At 64.1% G+C, this 21,802-nt stretch carries 17 protein-coding genes; 13 read left to right on the forward strand and 4 right to left on the reverse strand.

Translation table 11 applies throughout. The annotated features are described in order from the left end of the window. Positions 1-171 precede the first annotated feature (171 nt). The 5 genes from moaB (at position 172) to cydB (ending at position 7,021) form a co-directional block, all read left to right on the forward strand. The gene (moaB, locus tag F3J43_RS14050) at positions 172-711 is read left to right on the forward strand and encodes a molybdenum cofactor biosynthesis protein B (RefSeq protein ID WP_166887251.1); all 540 of its coding nucleotides are present in this window, start codon (positions 172-174) and stop codon (positions 709-711) included. 8 nt (positions 712-719) lie between these two features. Next, entirely contained in the window at positions 720-1,907 is a 1,188-nt protein-coding gene (locus tag F3J43_RS14055; protein ID WP_166887253.1) for a molybdopterin molybdotransferase MoeA, read from the forward strand. A 285-nt stretch (positions 1,908-2,192) separates the two neighbouring features. Beyond that, entirely contained in the window at positions 2,193-4,517 is a 2,325-nt protein-coding gene (locus tag F3J43_RS14060) for an FdhF/YdeP family oxidoreductase (RefSeq protein WP_166887255.1), read from the forward strand. An 81-nt stretch (positions 4,518-4,598) separates the two neighbouring features. After that, entirely contained in the window at positions 4,599-5,990 is a 1,392-nt protein-coding gene (locus F3J43_RS14065; protein ID WP_166887257.1) for a cytochrome ubiquinol oxidase subunit I, read from the forward strand. A 14-nt stretch (positions 5,991-6,004) separates the two neighbouring features. Beyond that, on the forward strand, positions 6,005-7,021 hold the full coding sequence (gene cydB, locus F3J43_RS14070; RefSeq protein WP_166887259.1) for a cytochrome d ubiquinol oxidase subunit II: 1,017 nt from the start codon (positions 6,005-6,007) through the stop codon (positions 7,019-7,021). Positions 7,022-7,057: 36 nt separating this feature from the next. Here the strand turns inward: cydB and F3J43_RS14075 are convergent, their stop codons facing one another. After that, on the reverse strand, positions 7,058-7,843 hold the full coding sequence (locus F3J43_RS14075) for a formate/nitrite transporter family protein (RefSeq protein ID WP_166887262.1): 786 nt from the start codon (positions 7,841-7,843) through the stop codon (positions 7,058-7,060). A 354-nt stretch (positions 7,844-8,197) separates the two neighbouring features. Here F3J43_RS14075 and F3J43_RS14080 point away from each other — a divergent pair, with 354 nt between their 5' ends. The 3 genes from F3J43_RS14080 to F3J43_RS14090 all read left to right on the forward strand — a co-directional run bounded on the left by F3J43_RS14080 (position 8,198) and on the right by F3J43_RS14090 (position 14,590). Next, positions 8,198-9,136, forward strand: a complete 939-nt coding sequence (locus F3J43_RS14080; protein WP_205297855.1) for a Dyp-type peroxidase — start codon at positions 8,198-8,200, stop codon at positions 9,134-9,136. Positions 9,137-9,299: 163 nt separating this feature from the next. Continuing rightward, positions 9,300-11,927 (forward strand): antiviral RADAR system adenosine triphosphatase RdrA, encoded by a 2,628-nt coding sequence (gene rdrA, locus F3J43_RS14085; RefSeq protein ID WP_166887268.1) that lies wholly within the window; start codon positions 9,300-9,302, stop codon positions 11,925-11,927. Continuing rightward, on the forward strand, positions 11,927-14,590 hold the full coding sequence (locus F3J43_RS14090; protein ID WP_166887271.1) for an amidohydrolase family protein: 2,664 nt from the start codon (positions 11,927-11,929) through the stop codon (positions 14,588-14,590). The genes rdrA and F3J43_RS14090 overlap by 1 nt, the downstream gene beginning before the upstream one ends. Positions 14,591-14,686: 96 nt before the next feature. On the opposite strand, the gene F3J43_RS14095 is transcribed toward F3J43_RS14090, so the two are convergent. Beyond that, positions 14,687-15,517 carry an alpha/beta fold hydrolase gene (locus tag F3J43_RS14095; protein ID WP_166887274.1) on the reverse strand — a complete coding sequence of 277 codons (831 nt, stop codon included), beginning with the start codon at positions 15,515-15,517 and terminating at the stop codon, positions 14,687-14,689. 103 nt (positions 15,518-15,620) lie between these two features. On the opposite strand from F3J43_RS14095, the gene F3J43_RS14100 reads away from it, so the two are divergent. Further along, on the forward strand, positions 15,621-16,061 hold the full coding sequence (locus F3J43_RS14100) for a MerR family transcriptional regulator (RefSeq protein WP_166887277.1): 441 nt from the start codon (positions 15,621-15,623) through the stop codon (positions 16,059-16,061). Positions 16,062-16,078: 17 nt separating this feature from the next. On the opposite strand, the gene F3J43_RS14105 is transcribed toward F3J43_RS14100, so the two are convergent. Next, the gene (locus F3J43_RS14105) at positions 16,079-17,080 is read right to left on the reverse strand and encodes a hypothetical protein (RefSeq protein ID WP_205297856.1); all 1,002 of its coding nucleotides are present in this window, start codon (positions 17,078-17,080) and stop codon (positions 16,079-16,081) included. Positions 17,081-17,193: 113 nt separating this feature from the next. On the opposite strand from F3J43_RS14105, the gene arfB reads away from it, so the two are divergent. The 4 genes from arfB (at position 17,194) to F3J43_RS14125 (ending at position 20,980) form a co-directional block, all read left to right on the forward strand. Continuing rightward, a complete protein-coding gene (gene arfB / locus F3J43_RS14110; protein ID WP_166887280.1) occupies positions 17,194-17,607 on the forward strand; it encodes an alternative ribosome rescue aminoacyl-tRNA hydrolase ArfB in 414 nt (137 codons plus the stop codon). A 238-nt stretch (positions 17,608-17,845) separates the two neighbouring features. Then, positions 17,846-19,384, forward strand: a complete 1,539-nt coding sequence (katB, locus tag F3J43_RS14115; RefSeq protein ID WP_166887284.1) for a catalase KatB — start codon at positions 17,846-17,848, stop codon at positions 19,382-19,384. A 53-nt stretch (positions 19,385-19,437) separates the two neighbouring features. Next, positions 19,438-19,992: an ankyrin repeat domain-containing protein gene (locus F3J43_RS14120; RefSeq protein ID WP_166887288.1), complete on the forward strand. Its 555-nt coding sequence runs from the start codon at positions 19,438-19,440 to the stop codon at positions 19,990-19,992. A 115-nt stretch (positions 19,993-20,107) separates the two neighbouring features. Continuing rightward, positions 20,108-20,980: a DNA-binding protein gene (locus tag F3J43_RS14125; RefSeq protein ID WP_166887291.1), complete on the forward strand. Its 873-nt coding sequence runs from the start codon at positions 20,108-20,110 to the stop codon at positions 20,978-20,980. A 20-nt stretch (positions 20,981-21,000) separates the two neighbouring features. Here F3J43_RS14125 and F3J43_RS14130 read toward each other — a convergent pair whose 3' ends face one another. Continuing rightward, positions 21,001-21,558, reverse strand: coding sequence for a TetR/AcrR family transcriptional regulator (locus F3J43_RS14130; protein ID WP_166887294.1), 558 nt, complete (start codon positions 21,556-21,558; stop codon positions 21,001-21,003). Positions 21,559-21,802: the final 244 nt, after the last annotated feature.

Genomic DNA, 21,802 nt, shown 5'->3' on the forward strand with positions numbered 1-21,802 from the left:
AAGTGAAGTGCTCGCAGCGTCCAATGGGAAATAACGAAGAATTGATAGAACTTGTTGATGATGAAATTCGATAGAGCGCGCTTATTGGCCGGTTCATATTATCGATTGGACGCACCGAAACAGTCGCTCTAGTTTCGCCTGGACTTTTCTGAGCAATCGAGTGGCCAATCCATGAGTGTCAAACCCGATGCGGTCTTCATTCCGTTGAATGTCGCCGTGCTGACTGTCAGCGATACCCGCACTTTCGAGACCGATACCTCCGGCGAGCTGCTGGCCAGCCGTGCGGTGGACATGGGCCACCGCCTGGTGGCCAGGGCGCTGCTCAAGGACGACCTGTACCGGATCCGTGCCCAGGTGGCCCACTGGATCGCCGACGACGCGGTGCAGGTGGTGCTGATCACCGGCGGCACGGGCTTCACCGGGCGCGACAGCACCCCGGAAGCGGTTGGCTGCCTGCTGGACAAGCGCATCGACGGCTTCGGCGAGCTGTTCCGCGCGCTGTCGATCCTCGATATCGGCACCTCCACGGTGCAGACCCGTGCCTTGGCCGGGCTGGCCAATGGCACCCTGGTGTGCTGCCTGCCGGGTTCGACCGGGGCCTGCCGCACGGCCTGGGAGGGGATCCTGGTGGAGCAGCTCGACGCGCGGCATCGGCCGTGCAACTTCGTCCCTCACCTGAAGGCCGCCGGCCCCTGCGGGCCACGTCCATGAACGGCTTGATGACGGTCGACGAAGCGCTCGAGCAGTTGCTGGCACTGGCCCGCCAGGCGCCGTTCAGCGCCCGCGAGCAGGTGCCCCTGGGCCAGGCCGATGGGCGGGTGCTGGCCGAGGAGCTGCGCGCGACCCTCGACCTGCCGCCCTGGGCCAACAGTGCCATGGACGGCTACGCGTTGCGTCACGATGACCTTGCGCAGCAGCCGCTGCCAGTGTCTCAGGTGGTGTTCGCCGGGCAGGCCCCGATGCCGTTGCAGCCTGGCACCTGCGCCCGCGTGTTCACCGGGGCGCCCGTGCCGGCCGGAGCCGACAGCGTGCAGTTGCAGGAGAACTGCGAGGTCGACGGGCAAGGCCGGGTGAGTGTCCTCGGGGCGTTGCGCCGTGGCGACAATATTCGTGTCCAGGGCAACGAAATCCGCCGCGGGGCAGCGCTGCTGGCGGCAGGCACGCGGCTCGACCCCATCGCCCTCGGCGTGCTGGCATCCCAGGGCATCCGCCAGGTAGCGGTACTGTGCCGGCCCAAGGTCGCATTGCTCTCCAGCGGCGACGAGCTGGCGGGTGCGGGCGCAGTCCTGGAGCCAGGGCAGATCCACGACAGCAACCGGGTGGTGCTGGCGGCCCTGCTCGAGCGGCTCGGTTGCGAGGTGCTCGACCTGGGACAGGTGCCGGATGACCCGACGCGGCTGCGCGCGGTGCTCGACGAGGCGCGCCAGGCACAGGTGATCGTCAGCAGCGGCGGGGTCTCGGTGGGCGATGCCGATTGTATCGGCGCGCTGTTGCGCGAGGCTGGCGAGGTGCAGTTGTGGAAACTGGCGATCAAGCCGGGCAAGCCGTTCACCTTCGCCCGGGTTGGCGGCGTGCCGCTGCTGGGGCTGCCGGGGAACCCTGGGTCGGCGCTGGTGACCTTCCTGCTGCTGGCGCGGCCATACCTGCTGGCGCGGATGGGCGTGGCGCAGGTGCAACCCTTGCGGGTGCCGGTAGTGGCAGGCTTTGCCTGGCCCAAGGCCGGCAAGCGCCAGGAATACCTGAGGGTACGCCTCGAGGGCGGGCGCGCGCGTTTGCTGGAGAACCAGAGCTCGGCAACCCTGCTCAGCGCGACCCAGGCCGATGGCTTGCTGGAAGTGCCGGCCGGGGAAACGTTCGCGGCGGGAGCTGTGCTGGACTTCATCGGCTTTGCCGCGGGCGTGGTCTGAAAAGCACCTGCGAGTGAGGGCGCTGCCGTGTTCCGGTGGCCGACGCGGCAGCAGGTCATGAAGTGCAGGTAACAATGTCCAATCATAATTAATGACTGCATGATCGAAGTTCTCTATCAGCCAACCTTGATAGAGGAGGCCGATCAAGCCGTCATGACTTTTGATTGGACGCTAGTGTCATGCAGAACTTAGTCTGCACGGGTCAGCAGTTCGCGAGTTTCGATATTTAAGTTGGACGGAACTTGCAGCTGGTTATTCCGAACGTGACGATCAAGGGTGACCCTGATGAGCGAAGAAGAACATATCAAGAGTTATAACGGCCCGGCCGCTGGCTGGGGCGCGTTGAAGAGCGTGACCAAGGCCTGGCTGGGCAGCGAGAACGCTGTCAAGAACATCCGCGCGATGCTCAAGACCAACCAGGACAGCGGCTTCGACTGCCCGGGCTGCGCCTGGGGCGAGTCGCCGGAGAACGGCATGGTCAAGTTCTGCGAGAACGGCGCGAAGGCGGTCAACTGGGAGGCCACCGGCCGTTCGGTGGACCCGGACTTCTTCGCCCGCTACAGCGTCAGCGCCTTGCTCGAACAGAGCGACTACTGGCTCGAATACCAGGGCCGGCTGACCCATCCGATGCGCTACGACGCGGCCACCGACCACTATGTCGAGACCAGCTGGGAAGACGCCTTCGCGCTGATCGCCCAACACCTCAACGGCCTCGACTCGCCTGACCAGGCCGAGTTCTACACCTCGGGCCGGGCCAGCAACGAAGCGGCCTACCTGTACCAGTTGTTCGTGCGCAGCTTCGGCACCAACAACTTCCCCGACTGCTCGAACATGTGCCACGAGGCCAGCGGCCTGGGCATGGGCGACACCCTCGGGGTGGGCAAGGGCACCGTGGTGTTCCACGACCTGGAACAGGCCGACGCGATCTTCGTCATCGGCCAGAACCCCGGCACCAACCACCCGCGCATGCTCGAACCGCTGCGCGAGGCGGTGGAGCGGGGCGCCCAGGTGGTCTGCTTCAACCCGCTCAAGGAGCGTGGCCTGGAGCGCTTCCAGCACCCGCAGCATCCGTTCGAGATGCTCAGCAACGGCTCCGAACCGACCAACACCGCGTACTTCCGTCCGGCCCTGGGCGGCGACATGGCGGTGCTGCGCGGCATGGCCAAGTTCCTCCTGCAGTGGGAGCGCGAGGCCCAGGCCAACGGCCTGCCGGCGGTGTTCGACCATGCCTTCATCAAGGCCCACACCGATGGCATGGACGCCTACCTGGCCCAGGTCGATGCCACGTCCTGGGCGCACATCATCGAGCAGTCCGGCCTGAGCAAGGCCGAGATCGAGCTGGCCGCGCGCATGTACCGCAAGGCCGAGCGGGTGATCATGTGCTGGGCCATGGGTGTGACCCAGCATCGCCACTCGGTGCCGACCGTGCAGGAGATCGTCAACCTGCAATTGCTGCGCGGCAACGTCGGTCGTCCGGGCGCCGGCCTGTCGCCGGTGCGTGGCCACAGCAACGTGCAGGGCGACCGCACCATGGGCATCGACGAGAAGCCGCCGACCTGGCTGCTGGACAATCTCGAGCAACGCTTTGGCATCGACGCGCCGCGGGGCCATGGGCACAACGCGGTGCTGGCGATCCAGGCGATGGAGGCACAACGCGCCAAGGTGTTCATCGCCCTGGGCGGCAACTTCGCCCAGGCCACCCCGGACACCCCGCGCACCCACGCGGCGCTGCGCAACTGCGCGCTGACCGTGCACATCTCGACCAAGCTCAATCGCTCGCACCTGGTCACCGGCCGTGACGCGCTGATCCTGCCGTGCCTGGGCCGTACCGAGATCGACCTGCAGGCCGAAGGCCCACAAGGGGTCACCGTGGAAGACACCTTCAGCATGGTGCACATCTCCCATGGCCAGCTCAAACCACGCTCGCCGTTGTTGCGCTCGGAGCCTTCGATCATCGCCGGCATGGCCAAGGCCACTCTCGGCGACCGGCCGATCGACTGGCAATGGACCGTGGCCGACTACAGCCGCATCCGCGACCTGATCGCCGACACCATCCCAGGTTTCACCGACTTCAACGCCCGCCTGCGCCATCCGGGGGGCTTCCACCTGGGCAACGCCGCTGCCGAACGCGAGTGGAACACCGCCAGCGGCAAGGCCCAGTTCAGCGCCACCGAACTGCCAGCGCAATTGGTCAACGAGGCGGTGCTGGCCCGTGGCGACAAGCCTGACCTGATCCTGCAGACCCTGCGCTCGCACGATCAGTACAACACCACCCTGTACGGCCTGGACGACCGCTACCGTGGGGTGTTCGGCCTGCGCGAGGTGGTCTTCGCCAACGCGGCGGACATCAGCCGCCTGGGCTTTGCGCCGGGCGACAAGGTCGACCTGGTGTCGTTGTGGGAAGACGGTGTCGAGCGCCGGGTGCATGGTTTCACCCTGGTCGCCTACGACATCCCCGAAGGCCAGGCCGCCGCCTACTACCCGGAGACCAACCCATTGGTGCCGCTGGAGAGCTATGGCGACCGCACCTTCACGCCGACCTCCAAGTTCGTCGCCATCAAGCTCGAGCACGCGCAACCCGATGCGTTGATCCACGCCGTCGCCGGCTGAGCCCTCGCGCTTCATTCATCGACTGCCGCCGCTGCGGGTGCGCTGCCCGGAGCGTGGCTGGTGGTCAACAAGGATATTGTCATGTCGAATCTGGGTGCTCTGGACCTGGCGAGGCTTCAATTCGCCTTCACGGTCTCGTTCCACATCATTTTCCCGGCCATCACCATCGGCCTGGCCAGTTTCCTGGCCGTGCTCGAAGGCTGCTGGCTGAAAACCGGCCATTCGGTCTACAAGGATCTCTACAAATTCTGGTCGAAGATCTTTGCCGTCAACTTCGGCATGGGCGTGGTCTCGGGCCTGGTCATGGCCTACGAGTTCGGCACCAACTGGGCGCGCTTTTCCGACTTCGCCGGCAGCGTGACCGGGCCGTTGCTGACCTACGAGGTGCTCACCGCGTTCTTCCTCGAGGCGGGCTTTCTCGGCGTCATGCTGTTCGGCTGGGGCAGGGTGGGGCGCAAGCTGCACTTCTTCGCCACGGTCATGGTGGCCATCGGTACGCTGATCTCGATGTTCTGGATCCTCTCCTCGAACAGCTGGATGCAGACTCCGCAGGGCATCGAGATCGTCGATGGCCGGGTGATGCCGCTGGACTGGTTCAAGATCGTCTTCAACCCCTCGTTCCCGTACCGTCTGGCGCACATGGCGCTGGCCGCGTTCCTTTCCACCGCGTTCTTCGTCGCGGCGTCGGCGGCCTGGCACCTGCTGCGCGGGCGTGATACGCCGCAGATCCGCAAGATGCTGTCGATGGGCATGTGGATGATCCTGGTCGCCACCCCGGTGCAGGTGGTGGTCGGCGACGCCCATGGCCTGAACACCCTGGAGCATCAGCCGGCGAAGATCGCCGCCATCGAGGGGCACTGGCACAACACCCCGGGCGAGGCCTCGCCGCTGGTGCTGTTCGGCCTGCCCGACATGGAGGCCGAAACCACCCGCTACAGCCTTGAGGTGCCGTACCTGGGCAGCCTGATCCTGACCCACAGCCTGGACAAGCAGATCCCGGCGCTCAAGAGCTTCGCCAAGCAGGACCGGCCCAACTCGACGATCATCTTCTGGAGCTTCCGGGTCATGGCCGGGCTGGGCATGCTGATGCTGGCCTGCGCGTTGCTGGCCTTGGCGCTGCGGCGCAACGGCGCGCTGTACCGCAATCGCCTGTTCCTCTGGTTCGCCCTGCTGATGGGGCCGTCGGGGCTGGTCGCGCTGCTGGCCGGCTGGTTCACCACCGAAGTAGGCCGTCAGCCGTGGGTGGTCTACGGCATGCTGCGCACCACCGAGGCCGCCTCCAACCACAGTGCCGCGCAGATGAGCCTGACCCTGGCGCTGTTCGTGCTCATCTACTTCTCGGTGTTCACCGTGGGGATCGGCTACATGATGCGCCTGGTGCGCAAGGGCCCGGTCGCGCACGAGCAACTGCCGAGCCCCGAACAACCGGAATCGCTGGCCACCGCGCGTCGCCCGCTGTCCGTCGCCGATTGAGCAGGAGCTGAACTATGACGATTCAAGGTATCGACCTGTCGGTCATCTGGGGCGTGATCATCGCCTTCGGTCTGATGATGTACGTGATCATGGATGGCTTCGACCTGGGGCTGGGGATTCTCTTCCCGCTGATCAGCGATTCGCGCGAGCGCGATGTGATGATGAACACCGTGGCACCGGTGTGGGACGGCAACGAGACCTGGGCGGTGCTCGGCGCGGCGGCGTTGTACGGCGCCTTCCCGCTGGCCTATTCGGTGATCCTCGAGGCCTTGTACCTGCCGCTGGTGCTGGTGCTGGCCGGACTGATCTTCCGCGGCGTGGCCTTCGAGTTCCGCTTCAAGGCCGAGGCGCACAAGCGTCACCTGTGGGACAAGGCGTTCATCGGTGGCTCGGTGCTGGCGACCTTCTTCCAGGGCGTGGCCATCGGCACCTACATCAACGGCATCCCGGTGCTCGACCGGCAGTTCGCCGGCAGTGGCTGGGACTGGCTGGCGCCGTTCCCGCTGCTGTGCGGTGTCGGCTTGCTGCTGACCTACGCGCTGCTGGGCAGTACCTGGCTGCTGATCAAGACCGACGGCATGCTCGAGGCGCGCATGCGTCACTACAGCCGGCCACTGGCCTACCTGCTGGCGCTGGTGATCGTGCTGATCTGTGCCTGGACGGCCTGGCTGCACGACGACATCGCCCAGCGCTGGTTCGGTGCCGGCCACGTGTTGCGCTCGGTGCTGATCGCGGTGCTGGCGGTGGCTGCCGTGGTGGTGGTGCAGAAGGCCTTGCGCAAGCGCCATTCGCACCTGCCGTTCATGGCCGTGGTGGGGCTGGTGTTCCTCGGCTACCTGGGCCTGGCGATCAGCATCTGGCCGAACATCGTACCGCCGGCGATCACCCTGTGGCAGGCCGCTGCGCCGCTGACCAGCCAGTTGTTCGCCCTGATCGGCGCGTTGTTCATCATCCCGATCATCCTGGGCTACACGTTCTGGAGCTACCACGTGTTCCGCGGCAAGGTGCTGCCGGGGGATGCCTACCATTGAGATGAACGAAGGGCCGCTGCTGCGGCCCTTTTGCTGTCATGCGGCCTGTTCGGCTTCGGTCGCCACGCCGTAGGACACGTAATACGCCAGGCCGACGAAGATCGCGCCGCCCACCGCGTTGCCGAGGAATACCGCTACCAGGTTCTCCACCAGCTGCCCCCAGCTCAGGTAGCCGGCGAAGATTGCCGCCGGAATCAGGAACATGTTGGCCACCACGTGCTGGAAGCCGATGGCCACGAACGCCATGATCGGGAACCAGATGCCGAGGATCTTGCCGCTCATCTCGCGGCTGGCATAAGACAGCCACACCGCCAGGCACACCAGCCAGTTGCAGCCGATGCCGGAAACGAAGGCATGGAGGAAGTCGGCGCTGACCTTGGCGGTCGCCCCGGCCAGGGTCTTGGCCAGGTACGGGCCTTCGGTCAGGCCCAGCAGGTGGCCGAAGCACCAGGCGACGAACAGCGCGCCGAGCAGGTTGGCCAGGGTCACCAGGGTCCAGTTGCGCGCCACCGCGCCGAGGCTGATGCGCCGGGCGAACATCGCCAGGGGCAGGCTCATCATGTTGCCGGTGAGCAACTCGCCGCCGGCCAGGATCACCAGGATCAGGCCGATGGGGAACACGGCGGCGCCCAGCAGGTTGCCGAACGAGGCCCATTGCGCGGGGATCATGGTGCTGACGTGCAGGGCCAGGAGAAAGCCCAGGGAAATGAACGCGCCGGCCAGAAAGCCGAGGATCAGCGTGGCGCGGGTAGGCAGGTGGGCTTTCTTGGTGCCGGCTGCGATGACCAGCTCGGTGATCCGGGAGGGGGTATTGACGGACATTGCTACAACTCGAACGCAAGGACACGGGCCGTTGCCGGGCGCAGGTCGGGTGAACAGGCAAGGGTGGGGCGATGGCGGGGGCTGCTTGCGAGCGCGCCTGCGGTCCTTGCGGTGGCGTTCTTCAGGGCAAACTCTGGTGTATATCGCGCATCAACTTTCAAACGTCGCGAAAGTTAGCCGAGACAATTTGACGCAGTCAAATCGATAGCGCGGATCACTTGATAGATATCATCTATGAAGCGCTCTTTGAGCAAGTAAGTGTGCTATACCAGACGGCGCTGATGTTATTCGTCCTGCTGAATATCGCGCAATAATCCACGTTGTCCCAATCCGTGATCAAGGTGCCTGATGCCAATGGATACATACGAACCGGAACCCCAGGCTGTCGACAGCCCGATCACCCGCAGTGCGATCTTCCTGGTCGCCACCCTCAACCCTGGCGATGAACACCTGGACACCGTGCGCGGCCTGTGCGGCGACATCGCCGCGCTGGTGCGCTCGGTGGGCAAGCGCGTGCCGGCGGGCAACCTGTCGTGTGTCGTCGGCTTTGCCAGCACGGCCTGGGAACGCTTGTTCGGCACGCCGAAACCCGCGCAGTTGCACGCTTTTCGCGAGTTCGGCAGCGGCGAGCGAGTCGCTGTCGCCACTCCCGGCGACTTGCTGCTGCACATTCGCGCCGAGCACATGGACCTGTGCTTCGAGCTGGCCGCGCAGCTGTGCAAGCGCCTGGGCGCGGCGGTGACGGTGGTCGACGAGGTGCAGGGTTTTCGCTATTTCGACATGCGCAGCATCATCGGTTTCGTCGACGGCACCGAGAATCCCGGCCCGCGGGACGTGGCCAGGTTCACCCTGGTCGGTGCCGAGGATCCGCCATTCGTTGGTGGCAGTTATGTGCTGGTGCAGAAGTATCTGCATGACATGGCCGGCTGGGAGAAGTTGTCCACCCAACAACAGGAACTGATTATTGGCCGTACCAAACTTTCCGATATCGAACTGGATGACGCGGTAAAACCCAGTTGCTCGCATAGTTCGCTCACCACCCTCGAAGAGGACGGCAAGGAGATCAAGATCCTGCGCGACAACATGCCGTTCGGCCGGCCGGGCGTGGGTGAGTTCGGCACTTATTTCATCGGCTATGCACGCTCGCCGGCCCCGATCGAGCAGATGCTCGAGAACATGTTCGTCGGCAAGCCGCCGGGCAACTACGACCGGTTGCTGGACTACAGCCGCGCGGTCACTGGCGGGCTGTTCTTCGTACCGTCGGTGGAATGCCTCGAGGGCTTGGCTGGCTAGCCTCGGGCGCAGACGTGGCCGGGGGGCATGCTGGCATCGTGCTATTGATTGTCGCGGGCATTCTGCCGAGAATGCCCGCACACAAGCGCCCCCCACGCCCGTTTGGCCGCCACGTCGAGGGTGATGCGACGGACCGCGATTGACGAATCACACAGGAAGTCCTATGCCGCTCGATCCGCAATACATTTACCTGCCCCTGGACCAGGGAGAGCGGGCAGGGCGCCTCACGGTGAATCAACTGCTGGCGCGCAGCGTGTACGAGAAGATGGCGCAGATGCTCAAGGAAGCCCTGCCAGACGACACGCAGGACCAGAACCACGACGCGACGCGCTATGCCAACGGAAGAGGTCACATGACCATCTTCCTGGATGGCAACCGCGGCACGGGCAAGACCACGGTGATCGTCAACCTGATCAAGTACCTGGAGGCGGTCGAGCAGGCGTATCCAGGCCTCGCCGATCCAGGCGTCGCCGACGCGGTGCACATCCTCAAGCCCATCGACCCTTCCCAGCTCGAAGATGGTGACGACCTGTTCCTCAACGTGGTGGTCGCCGCCGTACTGGGCGACGCCGCGGTCAAGGCCCAGCGCGAACGCGAGCCGGAGCTGTGGCAAGCGCTGCATGACAGCCTCCAGGCCCTGGGAACCGCGCTGTCGGGCAGGGAAAGCCAGGGCGAGGGCATCGGCCTGGATCGCCTGCGCGCCTTCATGGGTTCGCAAGCCCTGGCCGGCGCGGTCCACGACTTTTTCAGCAAGGCGGCAAGGCTGCTGGGCAAAAAACTGCTGGTGCTGCCGATCGACGATGTCGACACCACGCTGCACCGCGCTTTCGAGAACCTCGAGGTCGTGCGCCGCTACCTGGCCAGCCCGGCGCTTTTGCCGATTGTCTGCGGTGATCTCGCGCTGTACCGGGAAGTGACCTCAAGGGACACCTATCGGCGCCTGACGCTGGGCAGCGAACAGTTCAAGAACAATGCCCAAGGAATGGCCGAGGACCTGGCCATGGAGTACCTGCGCAAGATCTTGCCGCTGCACCGACGGATGCGGATGCCGGATGTCAGTGAATACTTGCAGAGCTACAGGATTCTGCTGGGGGGAGAGGATAGAGAGCACGGCAGGCCTTGGCTCACGCTGAAGCATTTGGCTCATTGGCTGAAGGTGTTGCTGGCAGGCGCTGTCAACAACAGTGAGAACAGCGCGCTAGAGATTCCTATTCCTACGGTCAGGGCATTGTCGCAGTTGCTGGCGCGGGTCCGTTCGGAAATAGCCAGCCTCGAAAACGCGTTCATTGGGTATGACACGCCGATACCTGAAATAAACATGATGTGGCGCCTGTGCGAGCTGGACCTGGGCCGGCAATCCAGGATGACCGCTGGCATGCTGTATCGGCCCTGGTATGAGTCCACCTCGCTCTTTCTGGACAAATGGTGCTCGGAGCTGCTGAGCCATTTCTCCTTCGAGTCGTCCGCCGGGCCGGTCTGCCTGGTGCTGATCGCCATGCAGCATTGGGCCAAGGGTGAAGGCAGCGTGCTCGCCACACCGCTTTTCCAGCCACTTGAACAGGTGGGCCTGACAGAGCTCAGGTATACGGAAAATCGCGCACAGCTGGCCTGGCAAGACGACTTGCGTGGGCGCTTGCCAGAATCATGGCTCAGGTCGCTGCAGACCGAAGCCGTCGTGCCGTTTGCCACGCCGGAAGTAGGGCGGGCTGTCGTGCCGGCCAACTGGAAGGCCGGAAGCGAGAATGATGCCGGGGTTTGGAACCTCCTGGTGGAGATGGTGACCCATCACAACTTCTACAGCACCAGCAAGCGGGCAACGCTGCTCTGCTGTGGTCGGATCATCGAGCTGGTCGTGACCAGCCTGGTGCGCGAGGTGACACAGGATGATGTCTATCGCATCTGTGCAAACCCGCCTTATCACAGCGCGGTAAGTGTGGCGGCGACCAAGGCAGTGCATTACTCGCTGGATGACATCGAGTATGAGGAAATGGGGCAGGAAGACGAGCCTACTCCTTATTCCCAGTACGCAGGCGCGAATGACGGCGCACGCAGGTTGGCGATAGAACAGTTGGTCAATGCGCTCAATGAGTGGCGATTCAAGAGCAAGGTCCAAGCAGCCTCACGTTCGCCCTGGCTGATTTATTGCGCGTTGAACAAGACGTACAACCAACTGCCTATGTTCAACCGACCACTGGCAGTGAATGCACAACCGAAAGCTGAGCTGCTCAGTGATGTCGTGGCTTCGGGGCTTTCGGCTTTCAATGCATTCTGGGCGGCGATTGCCAGCTTCGAAAAAGGTCCTTTGTTTGGCATGGGAGTGGATATCTCCACGGTGAACCTGCTCAATCGCCGTGGCGACTTTTCGCAAAACAACCTGTTCACCCAGAACATCCAGCCGTTTCTCAGCAAGGTGGAGGACGCGCAGCAGGAAAGGCCTGTCGTGGCGCTCACCACACTGTTGGAGTCGCATCCGCTTCGCCAGCTCTATCAGTCGTTCTTCAAAATCGCGCAGCAACGAGAACTGGATGAGCCAAGCACTGTGGCCATGGCAGGCCGCGCCTACCTGCTCAAGGCGCTGGGCATGCCGCCCACGACGGAGCGTCTGAGCTCTGCCTCGATAAAACGAGCATTGCAGAGAGGCGCCAGCAAAAAGCAGTTACGGCCAAAGCGCTACGGCGAAGCGGTGTTGGCTGATGTACAGCAACGTTATCCGGACCTTAAGCAGCTCAATTTGTTGCGCCGTGCTATCGAGTCTCTGGAATTGGGAAGAACCCCAAAAGAGCAAGGCTGATGCTGGTTCGTTCCTACCCCGAGCGGGCGATCGGTGCGCTGTTTGGCAGCGAGCAGGTTTCCGATACGTTGCGCTGCTATCTGGGACGATGGCTGGAGGCGCGCAAGGAAGCTCCACATGCCAGGCTGGACAGTGGCGGACTGAAGCGCAAGCTCAGGGACGCCATTGTTGCGGATATCGACGCCCGTACAGGCAGGAGAGGCCGACCCAACACGCTGGAAGCCGCAGCGCAGTACCTGTGCAACGAGACGTTCCTGGAAAACCCGAAAGTGCCAGCGCTCGATGACGCGATAAAGGAGTTGCTGGTGTGGGAGGAGGGTCCGTATGTCCAGGATGATCTGATTCAGCGCTATGCAGAACTGCTGTCGGAGATAGACCCTACTATTCTGGTCACCTGGGGGCTGGCTGGGCGAAGCGAGCAGGAGCCGCTTACGGCGCTTGCTTTGCAGCAGATCCTGGAATCGCGCAATGCCTTGTTCGTGCCTCCCAGGTTCAACTGCGCCATGGCCGAGGGGCATCTGCACCTTGGTGGCGTGCTGGGTGACGGTTTCGTCTTGGCGCAACTGGTATTTGCCGGGCAATGGCCTGAAAAAAGCCAGGACGCCGAGGGCATACGGATGCGCTTGCAGCGTATCTGGCGAATGCTCGAGGCCTGGACGGGATCGCTGGCAAGCGATCCACGGCCCGACGAGGCATTGGACGCATCGCTTGCAACAATCGCGTGTGACGATACAAGGACTGAAGCTGACAACCTGGCGACGATCGATTGGCAGGTCTTGCGCGATGGCATCGTGCTCGCAACTGACACTGGCGCGAACGAACCGGTGACTGACAGGCTACTGTTGCGGGCGTTAGCAGATGCAGCGGCCAGGCATAGGTACCGGCAGGCTTGGATGTGCCTCTTCCTTCTGCTCTGGCGCAGCTATCGAAGCAAAAAAGCAAGCAACGTCCTGCGCGCAGGCGTGCTGCTGCTGTTTGTCGACATCATGAGCCTGCGGCGAGAGATGGTCATGGACGGCAACGGCCTGCGGCGCTTCACTTCGGGGCACTTTCATCTGCCGGCCCGCAAGGTGTCGGAAAAGCTCGCGGAGTCGAAGCTGCATCAGTTGCAGGAGAAGGTGGGTTGGATCTTCCAGCGGCCAGGCGACAAGGCGGAGATCAAGGTCGGCATCGACAGCCTTGACCAGGGGCAACTGGCCGGCAACCTGTTCCGCGCCGTCCATGCGCATATCCCAGGCTTGGAGCTTGCCACGCAAGGCACCGCCCCCCATGCCCACTCCCGCAGCCACTGGCATTTGTGCGTCCACTTCAACCGATTGGGCGACATTACCCGGGACAAGCTGTGGAGCACGGCCCACGAGCTTGCGCAGGTGCTGGCGTCAGCGGTTCCCTGGCCGTTGTCGCAACCTTTCGACGACAACCTTGAGCCCGTCGCCTACCAGGCGTTGCCTGCGCGAATCATCCGCGGGCTCGACGTGGCCGGTGATGAGAACCGCTGGCCGATAGAGTGGTGCGCCCCTGTTTTTCGCTGGCTGCGAAGGCCTCGCGTGCCTTCGTCCGAGCTCCTGGCCCCGCCAGCGACAAGCCTTCACCTGAGCATCCATGCTGGCGAGGATTACGGGCATCCGTTGTCCGGCCTCAGGCGGGTCGAGGAGACCGTCAGGTTCTGTGGCATGCGTGCGGGCGACAGGTTGGGACACGCCCTGGCACTGGGTATTTCCCCCAAGGACTGGCTCGAACGTCATGGCGAAGTGCAGTTGCCGGTCGACGAGCACCTGGACAATCTGGTCTGGGCCTGGCGCGAAGCGCTCAGGTTGCGCAATGTCGAAGGGTTGCAGGTACCTGTCGCGCGCCTGGAACTGCGGATTGCCAAAATGCTGAAACAGGTTCCATGGGCCAACTGGGGCGGCAAAACCACGCCGAGCACTGAAGATCTATGGCGGCTTTATCGGGCTTGGCGTTTGCGCAGGAACTGCAGCAGGACCCTGTCGCAAGCACAAGACGATCTGCTGGTCGCTGAGGCAGGCCTGCAACAGGCGGCGGTCCCGGACTTCACCCGGCTGTCGCGGCACCTCGGCAAACCAAGATCGGACACGGCCGAGGGCTTGTTCATCCTGCGAGCGCGTCACGAGGCTGCCCAGCAGGGCAGGTCCCAATGCCAGGTGCGCCTGGCCGTGCTGCAGGGCAGGGTTGTCCCACCTGGCCAGACCAGGCTGGAGCAGCAGGAAGCGACCTGTGAAGGGCGCGTGAGCTATGTCCACGACCACGACGATGCCGACGACCTGAGCCTGATGCTGGCGATCCAGGATGCCTGCATCGAGCGCTACGCACGCCTGGGGCTGATGATCGAGACCAACCCCAGTTCCAACGTCTACATCGGCCAGCTGGACAGGCACGCCGACCATCCGATCTACCGCTGGAATCCTCCGCAACAGGAGGAGCTGGAGGCCGGGGCAAGGCACAACCTCTTCAAGCTGCGCAAGCGGCCGATGCCGGTGACCATCAATACCGATGACCCAGGCCTGATACCGACGACCCTGCGCATGGAGTACCACCTCATACATGAAGGTGCCATGCATCATGGATGCTCCAATGAAGCGGCGGACGCGTGGATCGAGCGGATCAGGGGTTATGGCATGAGCCGGTTCGATGCCGTGCATTGAGTCGGCACCGCTTGCCTGTTCCTGCGCCAGGGCGATCCACCGCGCTGTTCGCCAGCCCGTCCATTGCCATGACGTGCCGGCGGCCAGCGCGTTTATTCAGGCGCGAAAGAACGCCAGCAGGTCGGCGTTGATCACCTCGGCGTGGGTGGTCGGCATGCCGTGGGGGAAGCCGGCGTAAGTCTTCAGCGTGCCCTTGGGCAGCAACTTGGCCGACAACGGGCCGGCGTTGTCGTACGGCACGATCTGGTCGTCGTCGCCATGCATCACCAGCACCGGCACCTTGACCTGCTTGAGGCTCTCGGTGAAATCGGTCTGGGAGAAGGCGACGATGCCGTCGTAGTGAGCCTTGGCGCCGCCCATCATGCCTTGCCGCCACCAGTTGAGGATCACCCCCTGGTCGGGTTTGGTGCCGGGGCGGTTGTAGCCGTAGAACGGGCCGGCCGGAATGTCCTGGTAGAACTGCGCGCGGTTGGCCAGCAGTTGGGCCTGAAGGCCATCGAACACCGACTTGGGCAGGCCGCCAGGGTTGCTTGCGGTCTGCACCATGATCGGTGGCACCGCGGCGATGATCGCCGCCTTGGGCACCGGATCGGAAGGATGACGGGCCATGTAGTGGATGACCTCGCCGCCGCCGGTGGAGTGGCCGACGTGGATGGCGCCCGTGACCCCGAGGTGCTTGACCACCGCGGCGACATCATCGGCGTAGTGGTCCATGTCGTGGCCATCCCACACCTGGCTGGAGCGGCCATGGCCACGGCGATCGTGGGCCACCACCCGGTAGCCGTGGGCGAGGAAGAACAGCATCTGCGCATCCCAGTCGTCGGCGCTGAGCGGCCAGCCGTGATGGAAGTAGATGACCTGGGCGTCCTGCGGGCCCCAGTCCTTGTAGAAGATCTGTACGCCGTCTTTGGTCGTGACGTAACCCATTTTCGTCTCTCCTGCTGGAAGTCGATGAACTGGCGGCGCTTGGCCGCAGCGCCACTCTAGGATTAAAGTTCGCTTCAAGGTCAATGGCATTTCGAGGTGCCCCATGAGAATAGGCGAGCTGGCCAGGATCACTGGCCTGGCCCCATCGCGGATCCGTTTCTACGAGGCGAGCGGGCTGATTCACGCGGTGGCGCGCAAGGCCAACGGCTACCGCGACTATGCGGCCGAAGCGGTCTGGATCCTGGAGCTGATCACCAGTGCCCAGGCCGCGGGGTTCTCCCTCGAGGAGATCCGCCAGCTGTTGCCGGCCAATGCCAACGGCTGGCGGCACGAGACGTTGCTCGGCGGCCTCAAGCGCAAGGTCGAGGAAATCGAGTTGCTGCAGCAGCGTCTGGCACGCAACAAAGCACAGTTGCTGTTGGTGATCGACGGGATCGAGAGCAAGCCGGAAGGCATGCCATGCGCCGACAACACGCAGCGGGTGCTGGACCGGCTGCGTGACGAGATGGCCGGCGGGCAGCTGGTCGCCAGCCCCCGCCGCTGAGTGGCCAGGCCGCGCGCTCAGTGGCCGCGGCCCAGGGCCGCCAGCGGCTGCGGTGCGTACAGCGCGCTCTGGAACTCTGGCACGTATTCGTACTTGAGCATTCGCCCCAGGTCCAGTGTGCGGATATAGCTCGACAGGCTGCCATCACCGAGCACCAGTTCGGCGCTGCGCGGGCTCAGGCTCACGGCGTGTCGGCTCTGGCGCGAGGTGGCATGGCCGTAGGTCGGCTGGCCGTGGACGTCGAGGTTGGTGAAACTGTTGTTCACCAGCTCGACCGCGCCGGACAGCCTGTCGAGCTTGCGCCCCTTGAACACCAGGTCGAGCTTGCCGGTCTGGCTGTCGCCGATGCTGTACGCCACGCTGTCGGCGTCCTCGTGACGGTCGATGCGGGTCAGCCATTTCGGCAGGTTGTAGCCCACCACGCCACGGACCCGGGCCAGTTCGGTGTTCACCGGCAGCTTGAGCACATAACCCCAGAAATCCTTCGACAACGCCTGACCAACCAGGGTGAGCGGTCCCAGGCTGGTCTGGCCCGGCCTGCCGGTGATGATCGACAGGGCGACCTCGTTGTAGCTGTCGTTGTCGCAGTAGTCATAGGTGTAGGCCGTGAACGCCACCAGGCCACGGCCCGGCCAGACCTGCAACGGCTGCACCTGGGCCAGCACCTCGGTCGGCATCAGCGCCTTGAGCCGCTTGAGATCGGCGGTGTGGACCACCGTCATGCGGCTGTTGCGGTAGTAGAAATTCGGTGAGTGCGAGGCGAAGCCGATATCGACCTGGGTCTTTTCCAGGCTCTCGAACCAGCTCAGGTCCAGGTCGGGGGACTCGGCTGCGATCACCGCCAGCGGTGGGTTGGAGCGATAGCGGTCGTACAGGCCACCCGTGATCACCGGCACCGGATGACCGGCGATGTCGATCAGCGTGGTATCGGCGTGGGCGGGGATGCCGTTGGCGGCGATGGGGCCAGGTTTCACGTTACGGTTCTCCAGGGCATGCTTGACGATGAGCGGGAAAGTCACTGCCCCATCACCCTAACGTTGAAGCCGGCTTGAGAGTCAATGGGGCCGTGGCAATCACGCCCGGCAGCGGCCAGGAGGTGTGATAATGGGCGCGTCATCACCAAGGGGCCAGCATGCTGACCATCTCCAACAACGTGCATCTGCCGGATGCCGAAATCGAGCTCACCTACATCCGCGCCCAGGGTGCAGGCGGGCAGAACGTCAACAAGGTGTCCAGCGCCGTGCACCTGCGCTTCGACATTCCTGCCTCGTCGCTGCCGGCGTTCTACAAGGCGCGGCTGCTGGCGCTGCGTGACAGTCGCATCACCGCTGACGGGGTGCTGATCATCAAGGCCCAGCAATACCGTACCCAGGAACAGAACCGCGCCGATGCCCTGGCGCGCCTGGTCGAACTGATCCTGGGCGCCACCAAGGTCGAGAAGAAGCGTCGTCCGACCAAGCCGACCCTGGGCTCGAAGACCCGCCGCCTGGAGTCGAAAGCCAGGCGCGGCACGGTCAAGGCCGGGCGAGGCAAGGTCGATTTCTAGGGTTTGTACGAAAGCCTGGTCATTCATCGTTGTGGGAGCAGCGCGACTTGCCCCGCGACCTGCCGTGGAGGCCCGCCGCCGATCGATCAAGGCGCACCTCCATAGCATTCGCATATAAGCAGCGGGATTGAAATTACCAATTGCACTGATGAGCAGGATCAATTTAGCGATCGGCCGCGGGCTCCTTACCCTTTCCAGGCGCATCAAGACGCCTGTATAGAGCCTTTAGGAGTACCCCATGACCCCGTTCAAACTGTTCCAGCCCGGTCGCCTGCTGGTGGCCACGACCCTGGCCGCCAGCCTGCTGTCGCTGTCGGTGCAGGCCGCCACCCTGACCCGCGACAACGGCGCCCCGGTGGGCGACAACCAGAACTCGCAGACCGCCGGGGCCAACGGCTCGGTGCTGCTGCAGGACGCCCAGCTGCTGCAGAAGCTGCAGCGCTTCGACCGCGAACGCATCCCCGAGCGTGTGGTCCACGCCCGCGGTACTGGCGCCCACGGCCAGTTCACCGCCAGCGCCGACATCAGCGAGCTGAGCATGGCCAAGGTGTTCCGCCCAGGCGAGAAGACCCCGGTGTTCGTGCGTTTCTCCGCCGTGGTGCACGGCAACCACTCGCCGGAAACCCTGCGTGACCCACGCGGCTTCGCCACCAAGTTCTACACCGCCGATGGCAACTGGGACCTGGTCGGCAACAACTTCCCGACCTTCTTCATTCGCGACGCGATCAAGTTCCCGGACATGGTCCACGCCTTCAAGCCTGACCCGCGCAACAATCTCGACGACGACGCGCGGCGCTTCGACTTCTTCTCCCATGTGCCGGAAGCGACCCGCACCCTGACCCTGCTGTATTCCAACGAGGGTACGCCGGCCAGCTACCGCGAAATGGACGGCAACAGCGTGCACGCCTACAAGCTGGTCAACGCCAAGGGCCAAGTGCACTACGTGAAGTTCCACTGGAAGAGCCTGCAAGGGCAGAAGAACCTCGACCCGAAACAGGTCGCTCAGGTCCAGGGTCGGGACTACAGCCACATGACCCACGACCTGGTCAGTGCGATCAACAAAGGCAACTTCCCGAAGTGGGACCTGTACATCCAGGTGCTCGAGCCTGAAGCGCTGGCCAAGTTCGACTTCGACCCGCTGGATGCCACCAAGATCTGGCCGGACGTGCCCGAGCGCAAGATCGGCCAGATGGTGCTCGACCGCAACGTCGACAACTTCTTCCAGGAGACCGAGCAGGTCGCCATGGCCCCGTCGAACCTGGTGCCAGGCATCGAGCCTTCCGAGGACCGCTTGCTGCAAGGCCGCCTGTTCGCCTACGCCGATACCCAGATGTACCGGGTGGGCGCCAACGGCCTGAGCCTGCCGGTCAACCGTCCACGCGCCACGGTCAACACCATCAACCAGGACGGCCTGGGCAACCACGGCCACAGCGACAGTGGCGTGAACTACCAGCCGAGTCGCCTGCAACCGCGTGAAGAGCAGGCCAGCGCGCGCTATGTGCAGACCCCGCTGAGCGGCACCACCCAGCAGGCGAAGATCCAGCGCGAGCAGAACTTCAAGCAGACCGGCGAGCTGTTCCGCAGCTACGCCAAGAAGGATCAGACCGACCTGATCAACAGCCTCGGCGAGGCCCTGGCGATCACTGACGAAGAGAGCCGCTACATCATGCTGTCGTTCTTCTACAAGGCCGACGCCGATTACGGCACCGGGCTGGCCAAGGTGGCCAAGGCCGACCTCAAGCGGGTCCAGCAACTGGCAGCCAAGCTGCAGGACTGATGCGTCGATGGGCGGGCCTCTGGGCCCGCCTTTTTCTTGCGAAGGAGAACCCCATGGCAAGATGGATGACAGCGCTCGCGCTCAGCCTGCTGGCCGTCACGGCCCAGGCCGAGGTTCAGCCGCAAGGGCAGGGCGGTGATACCGCGCAACGCCTGCGCGAGTACTTTCTCGATGCCGCGCGCCGCGGCGACCAGCCGATGCTTGGCGAATTCATCCAGGCCGGCTACGACCTGAACGTGCATGACGAAAAAGGCTACACCGGGTTGATCCTTGCCGCCTATCACGGCCAGCGCGGGGCGGTGGAGCAGTTGCTGGCCGCGGGCGCCGATCCTTGTGCGCAGGACCTGCGTGGCAACACTGCCCTGATGGGGGCGATCTTCAAGGGCGAGGTGCGTATCGCCCGACGCCTGCTCGACGCCAGTTGCAACCCGGATCAACGCAATGCCAACGGCCAGACGGCGGCAATGTACGCCGCGCTGTTCCAGCGCCGGGAACTGCTCGACGCCCTGGCCGCCCGCGGCGCCGACCTGCAGGCCAGCGATGCCCTGGGCAACAGCGTACTGAGCTTGCGCAAGGGCGAGATCAATGGTGTGCCGGCGACACCTTGACCGGGTCCTCAGGCCTGATGATTGCTCTTGCGTGTCTTGAAATTGCCTGCCGGCAACGGCAGAATTCGCGCGTATTACGTGGTACATACCACGATATCAATCTACAGGAGCGAACATGTCCCGGGGCGGAATCGACAGGGCTGCGGTGCAGCAGGCGCGGCAGATGCTGATGGCCCGTGGGTTGTATCCCAGTATCGATGCAGTACGTATCGAGCTGGGTAACACCGGCTCGAAGACCACCATCCATCGCTACCTGAAGGAGCTGGATCGCCAGCCGCTTTCGCAGCAGGGCACGGCCAGCCTCAGCGAGCCGCTGGAGCGTCTGGTGGAGCAATTGGCGAACCAGTTGCGCGAGGAAGGGCAGGCCAGGATCGATGAGGCCGAAGCCGCTTTCGAACGCCAGCGAGAACAGTTGCAGGAACAACTGCAGCGGACCCGCCAGTCCCTGGAGATGGCGCAGCGTCACAGCGAGCGGCAGGCCGACGCCTTGCAGGTCGAGACCGACAAGCTCGTCGCCACCCAGGCTGCGCTCCACGCGGAGCAGTTGCGCAGCGCCAGCCTGAGTCAAGCGCTAGGCGAGCTGCAGGTGCGCCTGGCCGACAAGGACGAGCAGATCCGTTCGCTGGAGGACAAACACCGCGATGCCCGGGCCACGCTGGAGCAGGATCGGGTCAGTCAGCGCGATCAGCGCGAGCAGGAGCAGCGCCGCCATGAAGTCCAGGTGCGTCAGTTGCAGGGGCAGTTGCAGACGCTGCAACTGGGCATGGGCGCGCGCCAGGAGGAGTTGACCCGCCTGCACCGCGACAACGAGCGCCTGCAGGTCGAGCAGCGCCAGGCCCAGGCCTTGCGCACACAGCTGGAACAACAGCTGGAGCAGCGCGACGCCCAGGTCCAGGGGCTGCGCGCCATCCTTGCCCAGGCCCAGGGCGCCAGCGAGGAGATGCGCCGGCAATTGCAGGCGCAGCGGGAGCGCCGCGACCCGGTCTAGATCGCGGTAGCGCAGGAGGCTCAGGCTGGGGTCTGGGCGCCTTGCAGGAACAGCTGCTCCAGGGCCTGGGCAGTGTTGGCGCTGGCCGCCCGGCCGCGTCGTTCGGCATCGACCATGCCATAGACCATGGTGATGAACATTTCGGTGAACACGGCTGCACTGATGTCGATGCGCAGTACGCCGAGCTGCTGGGCGCGCAGGAAGAATGCATCCATGGCCTGGGTGTAGGCCAGCCAGCGGCGGTCCTCGCTGTCGCCGAGCAAGGTATCGGGGCGGTACTGGAACATCAGGAACACCAGCATTTCACGGTGCTTGAGGTGTTCGGCGATGAGGTGGCGAATACCCACCAGCGGTTCGGCGCGATCCAGGTCGGCTTCGTGGATGACCAGGTTGAGCACTTGCTCGCCGTGGTCTTCGAGCAGGGCGACCAGGTTTTCGCGGGTGCCGCAGAAGCGGTGCAGGGTGGCCTTGCTGACACCGGCGGTTTCCGCCAGCTCCTTGAGGGTGGCGCGGGGCTGGACGACGATGGCGTGGGCGAGCGCCTTGAGCAGGCGTTCTTCTTGGAGGGATCTGCGCATGAATGGCCTCGAGTCGATGAGCGCTTGCCGGGTTGCTGGCAGGGCGCAATAAGACGAAAGAGCCGGACTATAACATATGAGACATAAATAGCTCATATGAGACTTTTGTGTTGTTTTGCTTGCCGGGAGCGCTTTGCGCTCCATCGCTGGCTTCGCCAGCTCCCACAGCTCCCACAGCTCCCACAGCTCCCACAGCTCCCACAACCCCCACAACCCCCCATGGCTCCCACAATCCCCACCGCTC

The sequence above is a fragment of the Pantoea sp. Cy-639 genome, assembly GCF_011752525.1.
GTDB lineage: Bacteria > Pseudomonadota > Gammaproteobacteria > Pseudomonadales > Pseudomonadaceae > Aquipseudomonas.

Coding starts and splice junctions, on each gene's coding strand:
- F3J43_RS14130 (WP_166887294.1), bottom strand. CDS start 21,558: ATGCGCAGATCCCTCCAAGAAGAACGCCTGCTCAAGGCGCTCGCCCAC.
- F3J43_RS14065 (WP_166887257.1), top strand. CDS start 4,599: ATGTCGAATCTGGGTGCTCTGGACCTGGCGAGGCTTCAATTCGCCTTC.
- F3J43_RS14055 (WP_166887253.1), top strand. CDS start 720: ATGACGGTCGACGAAGCGCTCGAGCAGTTGCTGGCACTGGCCCGCCAG.
- cydB (WP_166887259.1), top strand. CDS start 6,005: ATGACGATTCAAGGTATCGACCTGTCGGTCATCTGGGGCGTGATCATC.
- moaB (WP_166887251.1), top strand. CDS start 172: ATGAGTGTCAAACCCGATGCGGTCTTCATTCCGTTGAATGTCGCCGTG.
- arfB (WP_166887280.1), top strand. CDS start 17,194: ATGCTGACCATCTCCAACAACGTGCATCTGCCGGATGCCGAAATCGAG.
- F3J43_RS14100 (WP_166887277.1), top strand. CDS start 15,621: ATGAGAATAGGCGAGCTGGCCAGGATCACTGGCCTGGCCCCATCGCGG.
- F3J43_RS14060 (WP_166887255.1), top strand. CDS start 2,193: ATGAGCGAAGAAGAACATATCAAGAGTTATAACGGCCCGGCCGCTGGC.
- F3J43_RS14125 (WP_166887291.1), top strand. CDS start 20,108: ATGTCCCGGGGCGGAATCGACAGGGCTGCGGTGCAGCAGGCGCGGCAG.
- rdrA (WP_166887268.1), top strand. CDS start 9,300: ATGCCGCTCGATCCGCAATACATTTACCTGCCCCTGGACCAGGGAGAG.
- F3J43_RS14080 (WP_205297855.1), top strand. CDS start 8,198: ATGGATACATACGAACCGGAACCCCAGGCTGTCGACAGCCCGATCACC.
- F3J43_RS14090 (WP_166887271.1), top strand. CDS start 11,927: ATGCTGGTTCGTTCCTACCCCGAGCGGGCGATCGGTGCGCTGTTTGGC.
- F3J43_RS14075 (WP_166887262.1), bottom strand. CDS start 7,843: ATGTCCGTCAATACCCCCTCCCGGATCACCGAGCTGGTCATCGCAGCC.
- F3J43_RS14095 (WP_166887274.1), bottom strand. CDS start 15,517: ATGGGTTACGTCACGACCAAAGACGGCGTACAGATCTTCTACAAGGAC.
- F3J43_RS14120 (WP_166887288.1), top strand. CDS start 19,438: ATGGCAAGATGGATGACAGCGCTCGCGCTCAGCCTGCTGGCCGTCACG.
- katB (WP_166887284.1), top strand. CDS start 17,846: ATGACCCCGTTCAAACTGTTCCAGCCCGGTCGCCTGCTGGTGGCCACG.